Source organism: Sphingomonas hominis (assembly GCF_013328205.1).
GTDB classification, from domain to species: domain Bacteria; phylum Pseudomonadota; class Alphaproteobacteria; order Sphingomonadales; family Sphingomonadaceae; genus Sphingomonas; species Sphingomonas hominis.
In genome coordinates this window covers 305,248-320,952 of the sequence record NZ_JABULH010000004.1, presented here as the reverse complement: position 1 = coordinate 320,952, position 15,705 = coordinate 305,248, and the positions used below count along the sequence as shown (strand labels likewise).

Genomic DNA, 15,705 nt, shown 5'->3' with positions numbered 1-15,705 from the left:
CGGCCAGCGCTTGGTTTCGCTCAGCACCAGAACCGGGCAGACCGACTGCTTGTGACGGTTGTCGTCGGAGACCGGATTGGCAGCTACGTCCCCAGCCTCAGTCACCCCGCTCTATGCCCGGAGCAAGATGAACAAACGGGCGGTTTCTGGAAAGCGCTGAATCAGGCCGAACGTCGGGAACTGGGTCGGAAGCCGTCAGGCAGCTCTACGGCGGACGTGGATCGAAGTCGGTCATCCGGGCAGGTTCTCAGGTGCGAGGGACCGCGACAGCTGCGTTGAGCAGTGACAAGGCAGCCGGTCTGCGTTGCAGACCTTAGAGGCGCTGCATACATCTGTGACGGGTAAAACGTCGACGCGCGAAGGCGTGCGCCCATCCTTTTCTATCTAGGTGTAGCTTGACACAACCGTAACAGGTTGTGGGCGCCCGCTGCCGCGATCTCCAGGGCGCGTTTCGCTGTTTCCTGCCCCTTTACCTGGCGCAGGTCGGGGCCACTGCGCGTGTCGATCACCTCACCAGGGCGAGGCATCGCGAGCAGTTGCTCGCCTTTCAGGTGATTGAGCAGGCCGAGCAGGTCGGGCGCGGCAACCAACTCGATCCCGGCGCTCCAGGCGGCTTCGGGTCCTTGCGCGGCGGGGCAGATCAGGCCCTTCCCCATCTCCGCCGCGTGGATCGCGGCGAGCAGCACGCCCGGCGAAGGTGCTAACCGGCCGTTCAGCCCCAACTCGCCGACGATGACGTAATCGGCGAGCGCCTCGGCATCGACCACGCCCATTGCGGCGAGCAGGCCGAGCGCGATCGGAAGGTCGAAGTGCGATCCTTCCTTCGGCAGATCGGCGGGCGACAGGTTGACCGCGATCCGCTTGGGCGGCAGCGAGAGGCCCATGCTGGCGATCGCGCCGCGCACGCGCTCGCGGCTCTCGCCCACCGCCTTGTCGGCGAGCCCGACGAGGTTGAATGCGGGCAGGCCGGCGATCAATTGCACCTGCACCTCGACCGCGCGCGCCTCCAATCCCAGATACGCCACGGTGGATACGATCGCGACCATGTTGCTGCCCCCCTGCCCGACGTCATAGCTTGCTCGTATCAATTGCGAAGCCGACAAGACTTACCGTAAGGTCAGCGCGCGACGTTGACTTGGAGCCGTGCTTTGCCTATGCGGCGCAGCGTTGGGGCTGCCCGTGTGGTGGCCCCTTGATATTTGTATTCGGGACATGAACGATGAAGCGGACCTTTCAGCCGAGCAACCTGGTGCGTGCACGCCGTCACGGCTTTCGCGCGCGGATGGCGACGGTCGGCGGCCGTGCGGTGATCCGGGCGCGTCGCGCACGCGGCCGCAAGAAGCTGTCGGCGTAAACGAGAAAAGCTCCCCGCGCATGACGCCGGGGCGCATGACGAAGCGGCCGGACTATCTGGCCGCGAACGCCGGGCGTCGGGCTCCGACGCCCGGCTTCGTTTTGTTGGTCAAGGATCGACGCGACGACGATCCCGCGATGCGGATCGGCATCACCGTGACCAAGAAGGTCGGCAACGCTGTGGTCCGCAACCGGATCAAGCGGCGTTTCCGCGCACTAGCGCGTGAGGTGTTGCCCGAGGCGGGATGCGCGGGCGCCGACCACGTGCTGATCGGGCGTGACGCTGCGCTGACGCGCGACCATGCCGCGCTCAAGCACGATCTGGTGCGCGCGCTGGAACGTGCGGCCAAGGCGCCCGAGGGCGACAACCGACCGCCGCGGCGCAAGCGGAAATGATCGCACGCGCGCTGATCCTGGTCGCGCGCGCGTGGCAATTGGGGCCGAGCGTCATGCTGCCGCCGTCGTGCCGGTTTCAGCCGTCGTGTTCGGCCTATGCAATAGAGGCGCTGCGCCGCTATGGAGCGGTCAGGGGCGGATGGCTGGCGGTCAAGCGGATCGCGCGATGCCATCCTTGGGGCGGACACGGACCCGATCCGGTGCCGTGATGACGATGTGGAACGCCAGGTGAACAACGACAACAAGAATTTCATCGTGTTCGCGGTGATCGCGGCGCTGATCCTGTTCGGCTGGCCGCTGGCGCAGAGCCGCTTCTTTCCGACTGCCAACCCGCCCGCGACCAAGATCGTCGACGGCAAGTCGAAAGCATTGCCGCAGCCCGGTGCCGATCCGACCGCCGATGGCCCGGCCGCGATCCGCGACCGACGCGCGGTGTTGTCCGAGAGCCCGCGCGTGCGCATCCAGACGCCGCGGCTGCAAGGATCAATCAACCTGCGCGGCGCGCGCATCGATGATCTCGTGCTGACCGATTACAAGGAAACGGTGGCGAAGAACTCCGCGCCGATCCGGCTGTTGTCGCCCGCCGGGGCGCCAGAGGCCTATTTCGCGCAGTTCGGTTGGCGTGACGGCGGGTTGATGCCGCCCGCGGCCGACGCGACCTGGACCGCGTCGTCGACCGTGCTGTCGCCGGATCGTCCGGTCACGCTGACCGCCGCCAATGCCAACGGCCAGCGCTTCCGCATCGACCTGTCGGTCGACGGCGATTACCTGTTCACCGTCCGCCAGACCGTCGCCAATGCCGGCCGCACCGCGGTGCCGGTGGCGAGCTACGGACTGGTCAATCGCACCGGCGTGTCAAAGGACCCCGATAGCTGGACGATCCACACCGGCCCGATGGCGGTGTACGACAATGCGGCGCATTACGGCCCCAATTTCAAGGACGTCGACGAGGGCGCGCAGCGCTTCGCATCGAAGGGTGGCTGGCTCGGCTTCACCGATAAATATTGGCTGACCGCGCTGATCCCCGATCAGTCGCGCGGCTTCGACGGGCAGTTCCGTGCCGGTGCGAACAAGGCGTATCAGGGCGACTTCACCGGCGCGGCGCAGTTGCTCGCACCCGGCGCGCAGGTGTCGCAGACGACACGCTTCTTCGCGGGGGCGAAGGAAGTGAAGCTGCTCGACCAATATACCGACAACGGCACCGCGGCGAAGCTCGACTATTCGCTCGACTGGGGCTGGTTCCGATTGGTCGAAAAGCCAATCTTCTACTATCTCGACCTGCTGTTCCACCTGGTCGGCAATTTCGGTGTCGCGATCATCCTGCTGACGCTGACGATCCGCCTGCTCGTCTTCCCGATCGCGCAGCGCCAGTTCCGCAGCATGGCGGCGATGCGCGCGATCCAGCCCAAGATGAAAGCGATCCAGGAGCGTCACAAGGACGACAAGCAGCGCCAGCAGCAGGAGATCATGGCGCTGTACAAGGCGGAGAAAGTCAACCCGCTCGCCGGCTGCCTGCCGACGCTGATCCAGATCCCGATCTTCTACGCGTTGTACAAGGTGCTGCTGCTGACGATCGAGATGCGGCACCAGCCGTTCGTGCTGTGGATCAAGGATTTGTCCGCGCCCGATCCCCTCACCCCGCTCAATCTGTTCGGGCTGCTCGACTTCACCCCGCCGCACGTGATCGCGATCGGCGTCGTGCCAATCCTGCTCGGCATCTCGATGTTCTTCCAGTTCCGCTTGAACCCGGCACCGATGGACGACGCGCAGAAGCAGGTGTTCGCGATCATGCCGTGGGTGCTGATGTTCGTGATGGCGCCGTTCGCGGTCGGATTGCAGGTCTACTGGATCACCACCAACTGCATCTCGATCATGCAACAGAAGTGGCTCTACAGCCGGCATCCGCAATTGAAGCAGGCGCCAGTAAAAAGCGGGGCCAAGTGAGCGACGAGCCCTCCGACATCGGCGGCGACGCGTTCAACGCGGAGCAGATCGAGGCGGCGCGCAAATTGTTTGCAGGCCCAGTCGAGTTCCTGAAGTCGGCGCCCGCGCTTAACTTCCTGCCCCCGCCGGTCGTGCCCGAGGTGGCGTTCGCCGGACGATCGAACGTCGGCAAGTCGTCGCTGCTCAACGCGCTGACGGGGCGCAAGTCGCTCGCGCGCACGTCGGTCACGCCGGGGCGGACGCAGGAGCTAAACTTCTTCGACGTCGGGCAGCCGCTCGCCTTTCGACTGGTCGACATGCCGGGCTACGGTTTCGCCAAGGCGCCCAAGGACATGGTCAAGAAGTGGCGCTTTCTGGTCAACGATTTCCTGCGCGGGCGGCAGGCATTGAAGCGCGCGTTGGTGCTGATTGACAGCCGCCACGGCATCAAGGAGGTCGACCGCGAGATCCTGGAGATGCTTGACCGCGCCGCCGTCAGCTACCGGCTGGTGCTGACCAAGGCGGACAAGGTCAAGGCGACCGACCTCGCCGACGTGACCGCCGCGACCGCGGCCGAGGCGCGCAAGCACGCGGCCGCGCACCCCGACATCATCCAGACGTCGAGCGAGGGCGGGATGGGCATTCCCGAACTGCGCGCGGCGGTGCTGGAAGCCGTAAACAGCTGACGCGGCGGGTGGGGCAAGCGGGCGCTTGTGGTCCCCTGCCCGGCCCCGTATCGCTGGCGGCCATGAAGCTCATCATCGGCAACAAGGCCTATTCGTCGTGGTCGCTGCGCGGCTGGCTCGCGTGCAAGCAGTCTGGGCTCGCGTTCGAGGAGGTCGTCGTGCCGCTCTACGACGAGGAGTGGGACAAGCGCCGCGAAGGTGACGAGTTCGCGCCTTCGTCGGGCAAGGTGCCGATCCTGTGGGACGGCGACGCTGTGGTGTGGGATAGCCTGGCGATCGTCGAGTATCTCTCCGACAAGGTCGGGCGCGAACGCTTCTGGCCCGAGGATGAGGCGGCGCGCGCGATGGCGCGGTCGATGGCGGCGGAGATGCACTCGAGCTTCGCCGCGCTGCGTCGCAAGCACAGCATGAACATCCGCCAGATCTTCGCGCCCAAGCGGCCCGACGACGATGTCATCGCGGACCTGTCGCGCATCATGGAATTGTGGGCGCAGGCGCGCGCGCGCTTCGGCGGTGACGGCGATTTCCTGTTCGGCGAGTTCGGCGCGGCGGACATCATGTTCGCGCCCGTTTGTACGCGCATCGTCACCTACTCGCTGCCGACCCCGCGCTTCGCCGCCGCCTATGTCATGGCGGTGCTGTCGCATCCGTTCATGCAGGACTGGATCGCGGGGGCTCAGGCGGAGGATTGGGTGCTCGAACAATTTGAGCAACCTGCGGCGTGAGTGCGCCCGCGACGGTCAATGTGGTGGCGCTGGCCCGCGCGCTGATCGACGCGGAGAGCGTGACGCCGGCGCGCGGTGCGGTGTTCGACGTGCTGGAGGCAGCACTGCTGCCGCTCGGCTTCGCGGTCGATCGCTTCGTGGTCGGCGAGGCGCCCGACGGACCGGTGGAAAATTTGCTTGCGACCCGCGGAACGAGCAGACCCCATCTCGCCTTTGCCGGTCACGTCGACGTCGTGCCCGCGGGTGACGGCTGGACTAGCGACGCCTTTGCCAGCCAGGTACGCGACGGCCTGCTCTACGGGCGCGGCGCGGTCGACATGAAGGGGGCGGTCGCCGCGTTCGTCGCAGCCACCGCCGCGTCGTCCGACGTGGGTCAGGTCACGCTGATCATCACCGGCGACGAGGAAGGTCCTGCTACCTACGGCACCGAGTCGCTGATCGAGCGGATGCGCGACCGCGGGATTGCGCCCGACCTGTGCCTCGTCGGCGAGCCGACCTCCGCGCGCGCGCTCGGCGATACGATCAAGATCGGGCGGCGGGGATCGGTGAACATCTGGATCGAGGTGCCGGGCCGACAGGGGCACGTCGCCTACCCCCACCTCGCCGACAACCCGATCCCCAAGCTGGTCGCCGCACTGGCCGAACTCGACGCGCTGGTGCTCGACAAGGGCAGTGAATGGTTCCAGCCGTCCAACCTGGAGGTGACCGACATTACCGTCGGCAATCCGGCGACCAACGTCATCCCGGCGGCGGCCAAGGCGCGGGTGAGCATTCGCTTCAACGACCTGCACCAGGGCGACACACTGGCGACGCGCGTGGCTGAGATCGTCCGCCGTCACGCACCCGAGGCGATCGTCACCTCGCGCGTGTCGGGCGAGGCGTTCCTGACCGAGCCGGGACCGCTCTCGGCGATGCTGTCCGCGGCAATCCTGCATGAGACGGGGCTCACCCCCGAGTTGTCGACCACCGGCGGCACCTCCGACGCCCGCTTCCTTCGCGCGCTTTGCCCAGTGATCGAGTTCGGCCTGCTCAATGTCACGATGCACCAGCGCGACGAAGCGGTGGCGATCGACGACCTTCACGCGCTCACCCGTATTTACGCCGACCTGCTGCGCCGCGCGTCTTCGGTCGGGTAGCGCGCAACCGGTCACGCCTGCCGCTCGTTGAACTTGGGATGGGCGGCAAGGATTGAGCAATATGAGCGACGCGACCAAGCTACTTCGCGGGCTAGTGGCCGGAGCGATTGCGGGCGCCGTGGCGTCATTCGCCATGGACAGATTTCAGGCAGCGGTGTCTGCGTTCACCACCGATGATGACGACACGCAGTCGGAGCCGGCGACCGAGAAGGCTGCCGACGCGGTCGCCAGGCAGGTTACCGGCCGAGAGATCGCGGAGGCCGACAAGCCGCTCGCCGGGCAGACGATCCACTATGCGCTCGGGATCGGGTTGGGCATCGCCTACGGAATCGTGGCCGAGTTTCGTCCCGCGGCGACGGCCGGCTACGGCACGGGCTTCGGCGTCGCCACCGCGACGATCCTCGACGAAGGCGCAGTGCCGGCCGTGGGGCTTGGCGCCGCGCCGTGGAATACCGATCTATCGGTCAACCTGTATTCTTACGCCTCGCATCTGGTGTTCGGCGCGACGAGCGAGCTGGTGCGGCGGCAGGTTGCCGCCACGCTGGCCGCCTGATCGACGACGCGACGTCCGGAGCTGACAAGGAGCGATCATGACCGATTATAGCAAGACCGAAGAAGCCATCGCGCGCCTGACGCCCGAGCAATTCTATGTCACCCAGCAGAGCGGCACCGAACGGCCGGGCACGGGCGAGTATCTCTACAACAAGAAAGTCGGCATCTACGTCGACGTGGTGTCAGGCGAGCCGCTGTTCGCCTCGGCTGACAAATATGAGTCGCATTGCGGCTGGCCCAGCTTCACCAAGCCGATCGAGCCCGCACGCGTCAACGAACTGTCCGATCGCACCCACGGCATGGTGCGCACCGAAGTACGCTCGGCGGGCGGCGACAGCCATCTCGGCCACGTGTTCGACGACGGTCCGCGCGACCGCGGCGGCTTGCGCTATTGCATCAACTCGGCGGCGCTGCGGTTCGTGCCCAAAGAGCAGATGCAGGCGGAGGGCTACGGCGATTACCTCGACCAGGTGGAGGACGCCTGAGGCGTCAGCGTTTGCGCCTGAGGATGACGTACAACGCACCCGCGCCGCCGTGTCGCGGGTGCGCGTTGCGCACCGCTGCGATCATGTCGGCGTGACGCGATAGCTGCAGCCAATCGCCGATCGCCGCGCGGATCGCACCACGCGCGTGCGGACGCTCGCTTTCCTTGCGCGGCAGGCGTCCGGTCACCAGCAGGATCATGCGCTCGCCCTGCCTGATCGACTGGTCCAGCTGATAGTCGAGCATCGCATGTGCCGACGCGAGTGTGTGACCGTGCAGATCGATGGTGCGATCGGGCGACGCCATGCCGGTCGACAGCTTACGATCCCAGCTACGATCGAGCGTATTTCCGGTTGCGCGCGCCAGCGGCGCGGCAACGCGCGCGGGTGGCGGCATCTGCACGGTCGTTGGCGGGGCTGGTTTCGCCTTCACCGGCTTGGACGGTGCGCCCACGATCGGAATTGGAATGAGCTTCTCGGGTCGAAGCGGTCGGACCGTGGCGCGGACCTGCGCCCAGGCACTCGTTTCCTCAGGGGCGAGGCGTCGTCCCATCGGTCGCCCCCTTGCCGCGCAGCCGTTGAAGCGCGCCGCGCGGCAGCAGCAGGAACGCAGTGCCACGCGCGCTCATGCCTCCGGCGATCGCGCGCGCTTCGGCGCCCGCGCCCCAGAAGGTGTCGAACCGGTTCGCTCCCTTGATCGCGCCGCCGGTATCCTGTGCCACCCAGATGCCGTTGGCGTCGGTCCGATCCATCGACAGGAACACCGGCGCGCCGAGCGGGATGAACTTCGGATCGGCGGCAACGGTCGCACCACCCGTCACCGGCAGTCCCAACGCACCCAGCGGTGCACCGTCGAGCACGCGGAAGAACACGAAGCTCTTGTTCTCGCGCATGATCGCGCGGCCTTCCTCGGGATGATCGTGCAGCCATTGCACGATGCCCTGCATCGACGCCTGATTGGGGCCGATCAGCCCGCGCGCGCGCATCAGCGCGCCAATGCCGGTATAGTCGCGCCCGTTCTGCGTGTCGTAGCCGATCCGCAGCAGCGATCCGTCCGCCATGCGGACGTTGCCCGAACCCTGCACCTGCAGGAAGAAGAACTCGACCGGATCGACCGCGTAGCCCAGCACCCGCGCGCGACCGTTCAGCACGCCTTGTTCGATCGCGGTGCGATCGAAATAGGGCACGAACTTGCTGCCATCGACGCGGCCGCGGATCTTCTTGCCCGCCAGATCGGTCGAGAAGGCGCCGAGATCGACGTCGATCAGATCATTCGGCCGGGCGTAGATCGGGGCGTAACCGGCGCGTTCCTCGCGTGAGCCGCCAATTTCCGGGATGTAATAGCCGGTGGCGTAGGCGCGGCCGTCACCGACCTGCACCGGTTCGAGATAGCGGCGGAAGAAATCGACCGCCTCGCTCGACTGCGTGGCCGATGCGGCGGCACAGGCCGACTGCCAATCGGCGGGTGCGGTCAAGCCCGATTGGTCGGCGCGTCGCACCAGACTCGGGCACGAGGTGCGAAACGCCTGCAACGCCGCCGCGGCATTGTCGGCGGTGATCGGAAGCGACGCCCAATCGACCCCGCTCGTCGTCCCCGCCTGCGCGGCGGTCAGCGCGCCCGGGGTAGCGATCGCCGGCACCGGCAGGATCGGCACCGACGCGACCGGCTGGCGTGGCGGCGACTCGTTGTATCTCTGTGTCTCGCCTCGATCACGCGACGGAAGCGGCGGCGCCGCGCTGGACTGCCCACCGATCTGCGGCCGCGGCGGTGGATTGCCGCCGCCCACGCACGCGGACAGCGCCAATGCGATGGCGAGCGCCGCACCCCCCTGCCGGTAGCTCACGCTTCGTCGGTATCCGCGAGCAGCCAGTTCGGGTCAGCGCTCTTCACGGTGCGCGTGAACGTCCACAGATCGTGCGTCTGCACCGCGTCGCTGGTCGAGCCCGCAACCACGTCTCCATCGGCATTGCGGGTGATCGCGGCGATATCGGCGTCGAAGCGCACCGCGATGCGCGCCTCGCGCCCTTCGAGCGCCGCCGACACGATTGACGCGCGCTCGATCACGACCAGGCGATTGTCGAGCACGTGACCGGCATCGCGCCGCGCCTCGATCGCTTCGACAAAGGCATCGCGCACGTCGGGTACGACCAGCTCGGCCAGCGCGTCCTCGTCGCCGCGCCAGAACGCTTCCAGGATCATGCGGTAGGCCGACTGCGATCCGTCGATGAAGCGCGACACGTCGAAACCCGGGTCGGCGGCGGCGATCGCGCGCAGCCCGGTTTCCGCACCGCTGTCGAACGGGCGAACCGTTGGCGTGCGCGCCTCGGCAACCTTCTCGACCGCGCGCGACGCGACTGGCGCAGCCACACGCTCATCGGCCGGACGCGGCAGGGGTTGTTCGTGCCCGCCACGCTTGCCGAGCACCGAATAAAGGCGAAGGGCCAGAAACGCGGCGACCATCGCGAGCAGGACTACGTAGAACACCGGGCCTCCGATCAGCTAGGGCGCAACATAGTCGTGTCGCGTCCGAACTTCAAATCGCCGAGCGGGCACGTTGTATCCGTGGATCGGCGCTGCTAGGCGCGCGGCACTTGGGCGCGAGCGCCCCGATCACGAGGAATAGGATCATGGACGAGCAGGACAACGGCGGCGCGCAGGGCAGCGACGCGTTCGCGAACGGTGCCGATCAGGCGCCCGCCGCCGGCCTTATCTCGCAATACGTCAAGGACTTGTCGTTCGAGAACCCGAACGCGCCCGCGATCTACCAGAACGAGACCCCGCCCGAAATCAACGTCCAGTTCGACATCGGCGCCAATCAGGTCGGCGAGGAAGTGCACGAGGTCGTGCTGAAGATCGAGGTTCGCGCGACCTCTAACGGGCAGACCGCGTTCATCACAGAGTTGAGCTACGCCGGGCTGTTCGGCCTGCGCAACATCCCGGCCGAGCACGTTCAGCCGTTCCTGCTGGGCGAAGGCCCGCGCCTGCTGTTCCCGTTCGCGCGCCGCGTGGTGTCGGATGCGATCCGTGACGGCGGCTTCCCGCCGCTGGTGCTCGAGCCGATCGACTTCAACGCATTGTTCCTCCAGCAGGCGCAGCAGCAGGGCATCCAGTTCGGCGACGGCCAGGTCGGCCACGCCTGATTTCTGACGGGCCAGGGGCAGATTAAGCGATGAACCTGGCCCGCGCGCTCGGCTCGGTCGGCGGGCTGACGCTCGCCAGCCGCGTGCTGGCATTGGTGCGCGACACGTTGCAGGCGGCGTACGTGGGCGCGAGCTTCGCGTCCGACGCCTTCTTCGTCGCGTTCCGCCTGCCCAACATGTTCCGCGCGTTGTTCGCGGAAGGCGCCTTCTCCGCCGCGTTCATCCCGCTGTTCAACCGCAAGGTGGCGGAAGGCGGCGGAACCGCGGCCGGCGTCGACTTCGCCGAGCGGGCGCTGGCATTGCTGTTCCCGATCCTGGTCGCGTTCACCGCCCTGATGCTGATCGCGGCCTATCCGATCACCTGGGGACTGTCGGGCGGGTTCGAGCGGCAGCACCCTTCTCCGACCGATTTTGCCTTCGCAGTGACGCTGTCGCGCTTCACCATCCCATATTTGATGCTGATCTCGTTGGTGTCGCTACTCGGTGGCATTCTCAACTCGCTCAACAAATTCTGGGTCAATGCCGCTGCGCCGATCCTGTTGAACGTGGCAATGATCGCCGGGCTGGTCTTCTTCCACGGCGACGACGCGTATGACACCGCGCGTGCGCAGGCGATCTCTGTTACGGCGGGTGGCGCGTTGCAGCTCGCCTGGCTCGTGTGGGCGTGCCGCCGCGCGGGCGTGCACTTGCGGTTGCGCTTCCCCAAGCTCGACGACGACGTGAAGCGATTGCTGAAGCTGATCGTCCCCGCCGCCGCCGGCGCAGGAGCGGCGCAGATCAACCTCGCGATCTCGACCGCGCTCGCGGGTGGATTGCTGTCGGCGGGGTCGATCTCGGCAATCTATTATGCCGATCGCCTCAACCAGTTGCCGCTGGGGATGATCGGTATCGGGCTCGGCACGATCCTGCTGCCCGTCGTGTCGCGGCTTTTGAGCGAGGGGCGCGAGGCGGAGGCGATGGAGACGCAGAACCGCGGGCTCGAACTCGCGTTGTTCCTGACCCTGCCCGCGACCGCCGCCTTCGTCTTCGCCGCCGAACCGATCGTGCGCGGGCTGTTCCAGCACGGCGCGTTCGACGCCGCTGACACGACGCGTGCCGCGCTCGCGCTGTCGGCGTTCTCGATTGGCCTGCCCAGCTACGTGCTGGTCAAGGTGCTGACTCCCGGCTTCTACGCGCGCGCCGACACCAAGACGCCGGTGCGGCTTGCGCTATGGTCGGTCGGCATCAACTTGGTCGGCAACCTGATCCTCATTCCGCTGCTCGGGCGTTACGAGATCGGGCAAGTCGGCCCACCGCTCGCCACCGCGCTCGCCTCGACCATCAACGTGGCATCGCTCTACGTCACGCTCGCGAGACAGGGGCATTTCACGCTCGACGCGCAGGTGCGGCGCAAGGTACCTCGGCTCGCGGTCGCGGCGGCGCTGATGGGCGCTACGCTGCTGCTCGTTACACCGCCGATCGATCCCTATCTGACCGGCAGCATCGTGACGCGCGGGTTGGCGCTGGCGGTGCTGGTCGGCGCGGGCGTGCTCGTCTACGCGGTAGCCTGTTTCGCGACCGGCGCGTTCCGCGTGTCCGATCTCCGTTTCCTTCTTCGCCGCAGAGCCTCCTCCCGATGAACCCCGACAGTCCTGCCAGCATGCGCGTCGTCTCCGGCATCAAGCCGACCGGCAATCTCCACCTCGGCAATTACTTGGGCGCGGTGAAGCAGTGGGTTGCGATGCAGGACCAGATCCTGTCGCAGGGCGGCGAGACGATGTACTTTATCGCCGACCTGCACGGGCTGACCGAGTGGATCGCGCCCGCCGAGCTGCGCGCTAACACGATCGAGATGACCGCGACGCTGGTTGCGGCCGGGATTGATCCCGAACGCTCGATCCTGTTCAACCAGGCGCGCGTGCCGCAGCACAGCGAGCTGTCGTGGCTGCTCAACAACGTCGCGCGGGTCGGCTGGCTCAATCGCATGACGCAGTTCAAGGACAAGGCGGGCAAGAATCGCGAGGGCGCGAGCGTCGGGCTGTACGATTACCCGGTGCTGATGGCCGCGGACGTGCTGCTGTACAATGCGACGCACGTGCCGGTTGGCGAGGATCAGAAACAGCATCTGGAGCTCGCGCGCGACATCGCGACCAAGTTCAATGCCGATTACGCGACCGAGCTGTTCACCCTGCCCGCCCCGCTGGTCAGCGAAGCGGCACCGCGCATTATGAGCCTGCGCGACGCGGGCGCGAAGATGTCGAAGTCGAACCCGTCCGAGCAGTCGGTGGTCAAGCTGATCGACACGGACGAGGTGATCGCGGACAAGTTCCGGCGCGCAAAGACCGACCCCGACCTGCTGCCCGAGACGTGGGAAGAGCTGGAAGGCCGCGCCGAGGCACGCAACCTCGTCACCATCTTCGCGGCGCTGGCGGATCGCACTCCGGCTGACGTCGTGGCGGAATATGCCGGCAAGGGCTTCGGACAGTTCAAGCCCGCGCTCGCCGATCTCGCGGTCGCGAAGCTCGCGCCGATCCGCGACGAGATGACGCGCCTGCTCGACGACCGCGGCGCGATCGACGCAATTCTGGAGCGTGGCGCCGAGCGCGCGCGCGACCTGGCGGCGCCGCTGCTGCGGCGCGCGCAGGAGGCGATGGGGCTGCTCGTCTGATCCTGGCGCACCTCGCGCCAACTTATGGCGTGCGGCGCCACCGACTTGAGCCAAAACGCCATGGCTTGCATGCGAGATCAGCGGCTTAGCGGATTGGCACGATTGGTGCTCAGCAACGCGCATCGAGGCTGCGGCCTCCTATGAAGCGGAGCGAAGACCATGACCGATCGAGCAATCACCAGCGACAAGCTGAAATCCGACAAGCCTGCTCGCGACAGCATCTTCGGCGTGTGCGCCGCACTCGCCGCCGATTTCGGCTTCAACCCGCTGTGGTTGCGACTCGCGATCGGTGCGGGGTTGATGGTGAACATGGAGGCGGCGCTCGCCGCCTATGTGGTACTGGGCGTGATCGTGCTGATCAGCCGGCTCGCCGCGCCTGACGTCAAAACCCGTCAGATCCCCGCGGCCGAAAACGTCGCCTTGGTCGCGTCCGAACAGGATATGGACGAGGTGCCGCTCGCCCACGCTGCCTGAGCGGCGTCAGGCCTCGAGCTGGTGAATCAGCGTGCGCACTGCGCCGTCGACGTCGCGGTCGGTGTCGCGCAGCTCCTCGATCCGGCGCACGGCGTGGATCACCGTGCTGTGATCGCGCCCGCCGAACTTGCGCCCGATCTCGGGCAGCGAGCGCGTCGTCATCCGCTTGGCAAGGTACATCGCAATCTGGCGCGGGCGGGCGACGGCACGCGCGCGGCGGGCGGAGAGCAGGTCGATCTGCTTGATGTCGAAATGCTCGGACACGAGCTTCTGGATCTCGTCGATCGTGACGCGCCGCTGTGCGCCGCGCAGCGTGTCGCCGAGCACGCTCTGAGCGAAGCTGAGGTCGATCACCTCCCCTGTTAGCGAGGCATAGGCGACGACGCGGTTGAGCGCGCCCTCGACCTCGCGGATCGAGCTGGCGATGCGGCAGGCGATCATGTCGACCACCTCGGCGGGCACGATCGCGTCGGGCAGCTCGGCCAGCCGCTGTGCGAGTACCGCGCGACGCAGCTCAAGCGTCGACATCTTCACGTCGGCGACCAGCCCCGCGCTCATGCGGCCGAGGATGCGCGTCTCGACCCCGTCGAGCGCCTGCGGCGCGCGGTCGGCGGAGATCACCAGCCGCTTGCCCGCGGCCATGATCTCGTTGATCGTGTGGAAGAACTCCTCCTGTGTCGCGTCCTTGCCCGCGATGAACTGGAGATCGTCAATCAGCAGCAGGTCGCAGCCGCGCAGGCGCGACTTGAACGCGTGGGTGTCACGCGCGCGCATCGCGGCGACGAAGTCGAACATAAAGCGCTCGGCCGACATGCACAGCACGCGCGCGTCGGGACGTGCGTCGAGGAAGGCGTGGCCGATCGCGTGCATCAGGTGCGACTTGCCCTGCCCCGTGCCGCCATGGATGAACAACGGGCTGAAGCGAACCGGACCAGGTTCGGCAAGCGCACGCGCGGCGTTGAGCGCGACGAGGTTCGAGGGGTCGGCGACGAAGCGGTCGAAGGTGTAACGCGGGTCGAGCTGCGGACGCTCGATGAACGACGCAGGCTCGGACACCGGCGGCCGAACTGCAGGCGTGGCGGCGACGAGGTCGAGCAGCGGCGCGGCGACCGCAGCCGGGCGGGCGGCGACAGGTGCTGGCACCGCGATCGTCAGCACCTCGGGCGCGGGTGTCGCACGGCGCGTCTCGATCGTAACGCTGCGTACGCGTGGCAGCAGGGCACGGAACTCGTGCACCAGCCGCTCGGCATAATGGTTGCGCACCCAATCGGTCATGAAGGCGGACGGCAGCGCCAGGCGCACGTCCTCGCCGTCACACGGCTCGACCAGCGACATCGGCGCGAGCCATTGGTCGAACAGCCGTGCGCCCGCGGACAGGCGCAGGTTGGCGCGAACGCGGGACCATGCTCGGCCCGCATCGCTCAACCCAGTCTGTCCATCGGCATGCGTCACACAATATTCTCCCGGTTCCGCGAACAGGGTGTTCGCGGATCGACACTCACGAAGGTCAGAACTTCCCACCACACGGTCCCCACCGCGTCGGGTCGCCAAGCTGATCCGTACTGTCCCAACCGAACGATGCGTCGGCCTGGAGGGACAGGGATAAGAACAGCGGCGTGAGTCGATCAAGTCCGGCCGCGGACACAAAAACGAAATAAAGCGGATTGACACGGATTCCGGCGCGCAAACGCGTCGGAAATCTTATAAGTGTCTGTATAGACTCAGTTTTGTTAGCGAGCGGCAAAGCCCGGAGAGCACGAATCGCGGATTAAACTGGGTTTTCTGAAATGCTCGATTTCGCTGCGTTCAACGATGCTCGAATGTTCCGCGGGACGACTCCGGACAAGAAAAAAGGCCCGTCGGGCGGGTCCCGACGAGCCTTTAATTTCCGGTAAAAATCAGATCAAGCGAGCGCGGACAAACGCTTCGTCAGGCGCGAGAACTTGCGCGACGCCGTGTTCTTGTGAAGCACGCCCTTGGCCACGCCGCGCGCCAGCTCCGGCTGCACTGCGGCCAGCGCCGTCGTTGCGGCCGTCTTGTCGCCGGCCGCGAGCGCTGCCTCGACCTTCTTCACGAAGGTACGGATGCGACCGATGCGGGCACCGTTGACTTCGGCCCGACGCTCGTTGCGGCGGATGCGCTTCTTGGCTTGCGGCGTGTTCGCCATGTAGGTCCTCTGATCTGCTGAAA

At 66.7% G+C, this 15,705-nt stretch carries 18 protein-coding genes and 1 pseudogene; 13 read left to right on the top strand and 6 right to left on the bottom strand.

All coding sequences use genetic code 11. The features are described from left to right. Positions 1-407: 407 nt before the first annotated feature. Positions 408-1,046 (bottom strand): annotated as a pseudogene (locus HRV97_RS11670) (magnesium chelatase domain-containing protein); the annotation flags it as partial. 173 nt (positions 1,047-1,219) lie between these two features. Between HRV97_RS11670 and rpmH the strand changes: the two are divergent. The 9 genes from rpmH (at position 1,220) to msrB (ending at position 7,256) form a co-directional block, all read left to right on the top strand. Beyond that, complete coding sequence (rpmH, locus tag HRV97_RS11665; protein ID WP_028056723.1) at positions 1,220-1,354, top strand: 50S ribosomal protein L34; 135 nt, start codon at positions 1,220-1,222, stop codon at positions 1,352-1,354. 35 nt (positions 1,355-1,389) lie between these two features. Further along, positions 1,390-1,749, top strand: a complete 360-nt coding sequence (rnpA, locus tag HRV97_RS11660) for a ribonuclease P protein component (protein WP_174194430.1) — start codon at positions 1,390-1,392, stop codon at positions 1,747-1,749. Then, positions 1,746-1,958: a membrane protein insertion efficiency factor YidD gene (gene yidD / locus HRV97_RS11655; protein ID WP_174194429.1), complete on the top strand. Its 213-nt coding sequence runs from the start codon at positions 1,746-1,748 to the stop codon at positions 1,956-1,958. Before rnpA ends, yidD begins: the two co-directional genes overlap by 4 nt. A 19-nt stretch (positions 1,959-1,977) precedes the next feature. Then, complete coding sequence (gene yidC, locus HRV97_RS11650; protein ID WP_174194428.1) at positions 1,978-3,693, top strand: membrane protein insertase YidC; 1,716 nt, start codon at positions 1,978-1,980, stop codon at positions 3,691-3,693. Continuing rightward, a complete protein-coding gene (gene yihA / locus HRV97_RS11645; RefSeq protein ID WP_174194427.1) occupies positions 3,690-4,358 on the top strand; it encodes a ribosome biogenesis GTP-binding protein YihA/YsxC in 669 nt (222 codons plus the stop codon). The genes yidC and yihA overlap by 4 nt, the downstream gene beginning before the upstream one ends. A gap of 62 nt (positions 4,359-4,420) precedes the next feature. Beyond that, complete coding sequence (locus HRV97_RS11640; RefSeq protein WP_174194426.1) at positions 4,421-5,083, top strand: glutathione S-transferase family protein; 663 nt, start codon at positions 4,421-4,423, stop codon at positions 5,081-5,083. Continuing rightward, entirely contained in the window at positions 5,080-6,219 is a 1,140-nt protein-coding gene (dapE, locus tag HRV97_RS11635) for a succinyl-diaminopimelate desuccinylase (RefSeq protein ID WP_174194425.1), read from the top strand. Before HRV97_RS11640 ends, dapE begins: the two co-directional genes overlap by 4 nt. Positions 6,220-6,280: 61 nt before the next feature. Further along, positions 6,281-6,772 (top strand): DUF1440 domain-containing protein, encoded by a 492-nt coding sequence (locus HRV97_RS11630; protein ID WP_174194424.1) that lies wholly within the window; start codon positions 6,281-6,283, stop codon positions 6,770-6,772. A 37-nt stretch (positions 6,773-6,809) separates the two neighbouring features. Beyond that, on the top strand, positions 6,810-7,256 hold the full coding sequence (msrB, locus tag HRV97_RS11625) for a peptide-methionine (R)-S-oxide reductase MsrB (RefSeq protein WP_174194423.1): 447 nt from the start codon (positions 6,810-6,812) through the stop codon (positions 7,254-7,256). A 4-nt stretch (positions 7,257-7,260) separates the two neighbouring features. Here the strand turns inward: msrB and HRV97_RS11620 are convergent, their stop codons facing one another. Genes HRV97_RS11620 through HRV97_RS11610 form a run of 3 tightly spaced genes read right to left on the bottom strand, consistent with a single transcriptional unit; the run spans position 7,261 to position 9,738 of the window. After that, positions 7,261-7,806: a Smr/MutS family protein gene (locus tag HRV97_RS11620; protein ID WP_174194422.1), complete on the bottom strand. Its 546-nt coding sequence runs from the start codon at positions 7,804-7,806 to the stop codon at positions 7,261-7,263. Continuing rightward, complete coding sequence (gene mltA / locus HRV97_RS11615; RefSeq protein WP_174194421.1) at positions 7,784-9,097, bottom strand: MltA domain-containing protein; 1,314 nt, start codon at positions 9,095-9,097, stop codon at positions 7,784-7,786. Before mltA ends, HRV97_RS11620 begins: the two co-directional genes overlap by 23 nt. Beyond that, on the bottom strand, positions 9,094-9,738 hold the full coding sequence (locus HRV97_RS11610; protein ID WP_174194420.1) for a Tim44/TimA family putative adaptor protein: 645 nt from the start codon (positions 9,736-9,738) through the stop codon (positions 9,094-9,096). The genes mltA and HRV97_RS11610 overlap by 4 nt, the downstream gene beginning before the upstream one ends. A gap of 143 nt (positions 9,739-9,881) precedes the next feature. Here HRV97_RS11610 and secB point away from each other — a divergent pair, with 143 nt between their 5' ends. The 4 genes from secB (at position 9,882) to HRV97_RS11590 (ending at position 13,515) form a co-directional block, all read left to right on the top strand. Then, positions 9,882-10,394: a protein-export chaperone SecB gene (gene secB / locus HRV97_RS11605; protein ID WP_174194419.1), complete on the top strand. Its 513-nt coding sequence runs from the start codon at positions 9,882-9,884 to the stop codon at positions 10,392-10,394. Positions 10,395-10,423: 29 nt separating this feature from the next. Continuing rightward, a complete protein-coding gene (gene murJ, locus HRV97_RS11600) occupies positions 10,424-12,013 on the top strand; it encodes a murein biosynthesis integral membrane protein MurJ (RefSeq protein ID WP_174194418.1) in 1,590 nt (529 codons plus the stop codon). Positions 12,014-12,033: 20 nt separating this feature from the next. Beyond that, on the top strand, positions 12,034-13,041 hold the full coding sequence (trpS, locus tag HRV97_RS11595) for a tryptophan--tRNA ligase (RefSeq protein WP_174194473.1): 1,008 nt from the start codon (positions 12,034-12,036) through the stop codon (positions 13,039-13,041). A gap of 159 nt (positions 13,042-13,200) precedes the next feature. Beyond that, complete coding sequence (locus HRV97_RS11590) at positions 13,201-13,515, top strand: PspC domain-containing protein (protein ID WP_174194417.1); 315 nt, start codon at positions 13,201-13,203, stop codon at positions 13,513-13,515. 6 nt (positions 13,516-13,521) lie between these two features. Here the strand turns inward: HRV97_RS11590 and dnaA are convergent, their stop codons facing one another. Then, the gene (gene dnaA / locus HRV97_RS11585; protein ID WP_174194416.1) at positions 13,522-14,967 is read right to left on the bottom strand and encodes a chromosomal replication initiator protein DnaA; all 1,446 of its coding nucleotides are present in this window, start codon (positions 14,965-14,967) and stop codon (positions 13,522-13,524) included. 451 nt (positions 14,968-15,418) lie between these two features. After that, positions 15,419-15,682, bottom strand: a complete 264-nt coding sequence (gene rpsT / locus HRV97_RS11580) for a 30S ribosomal protein S20 (RefSeq protein ID WP_174194415.1) — start codon at positions 15,680-15,682, stop codon at positions 15,419-15,421. Positions 15,683-15,705 lie beyond the last annotated feature (23 nt).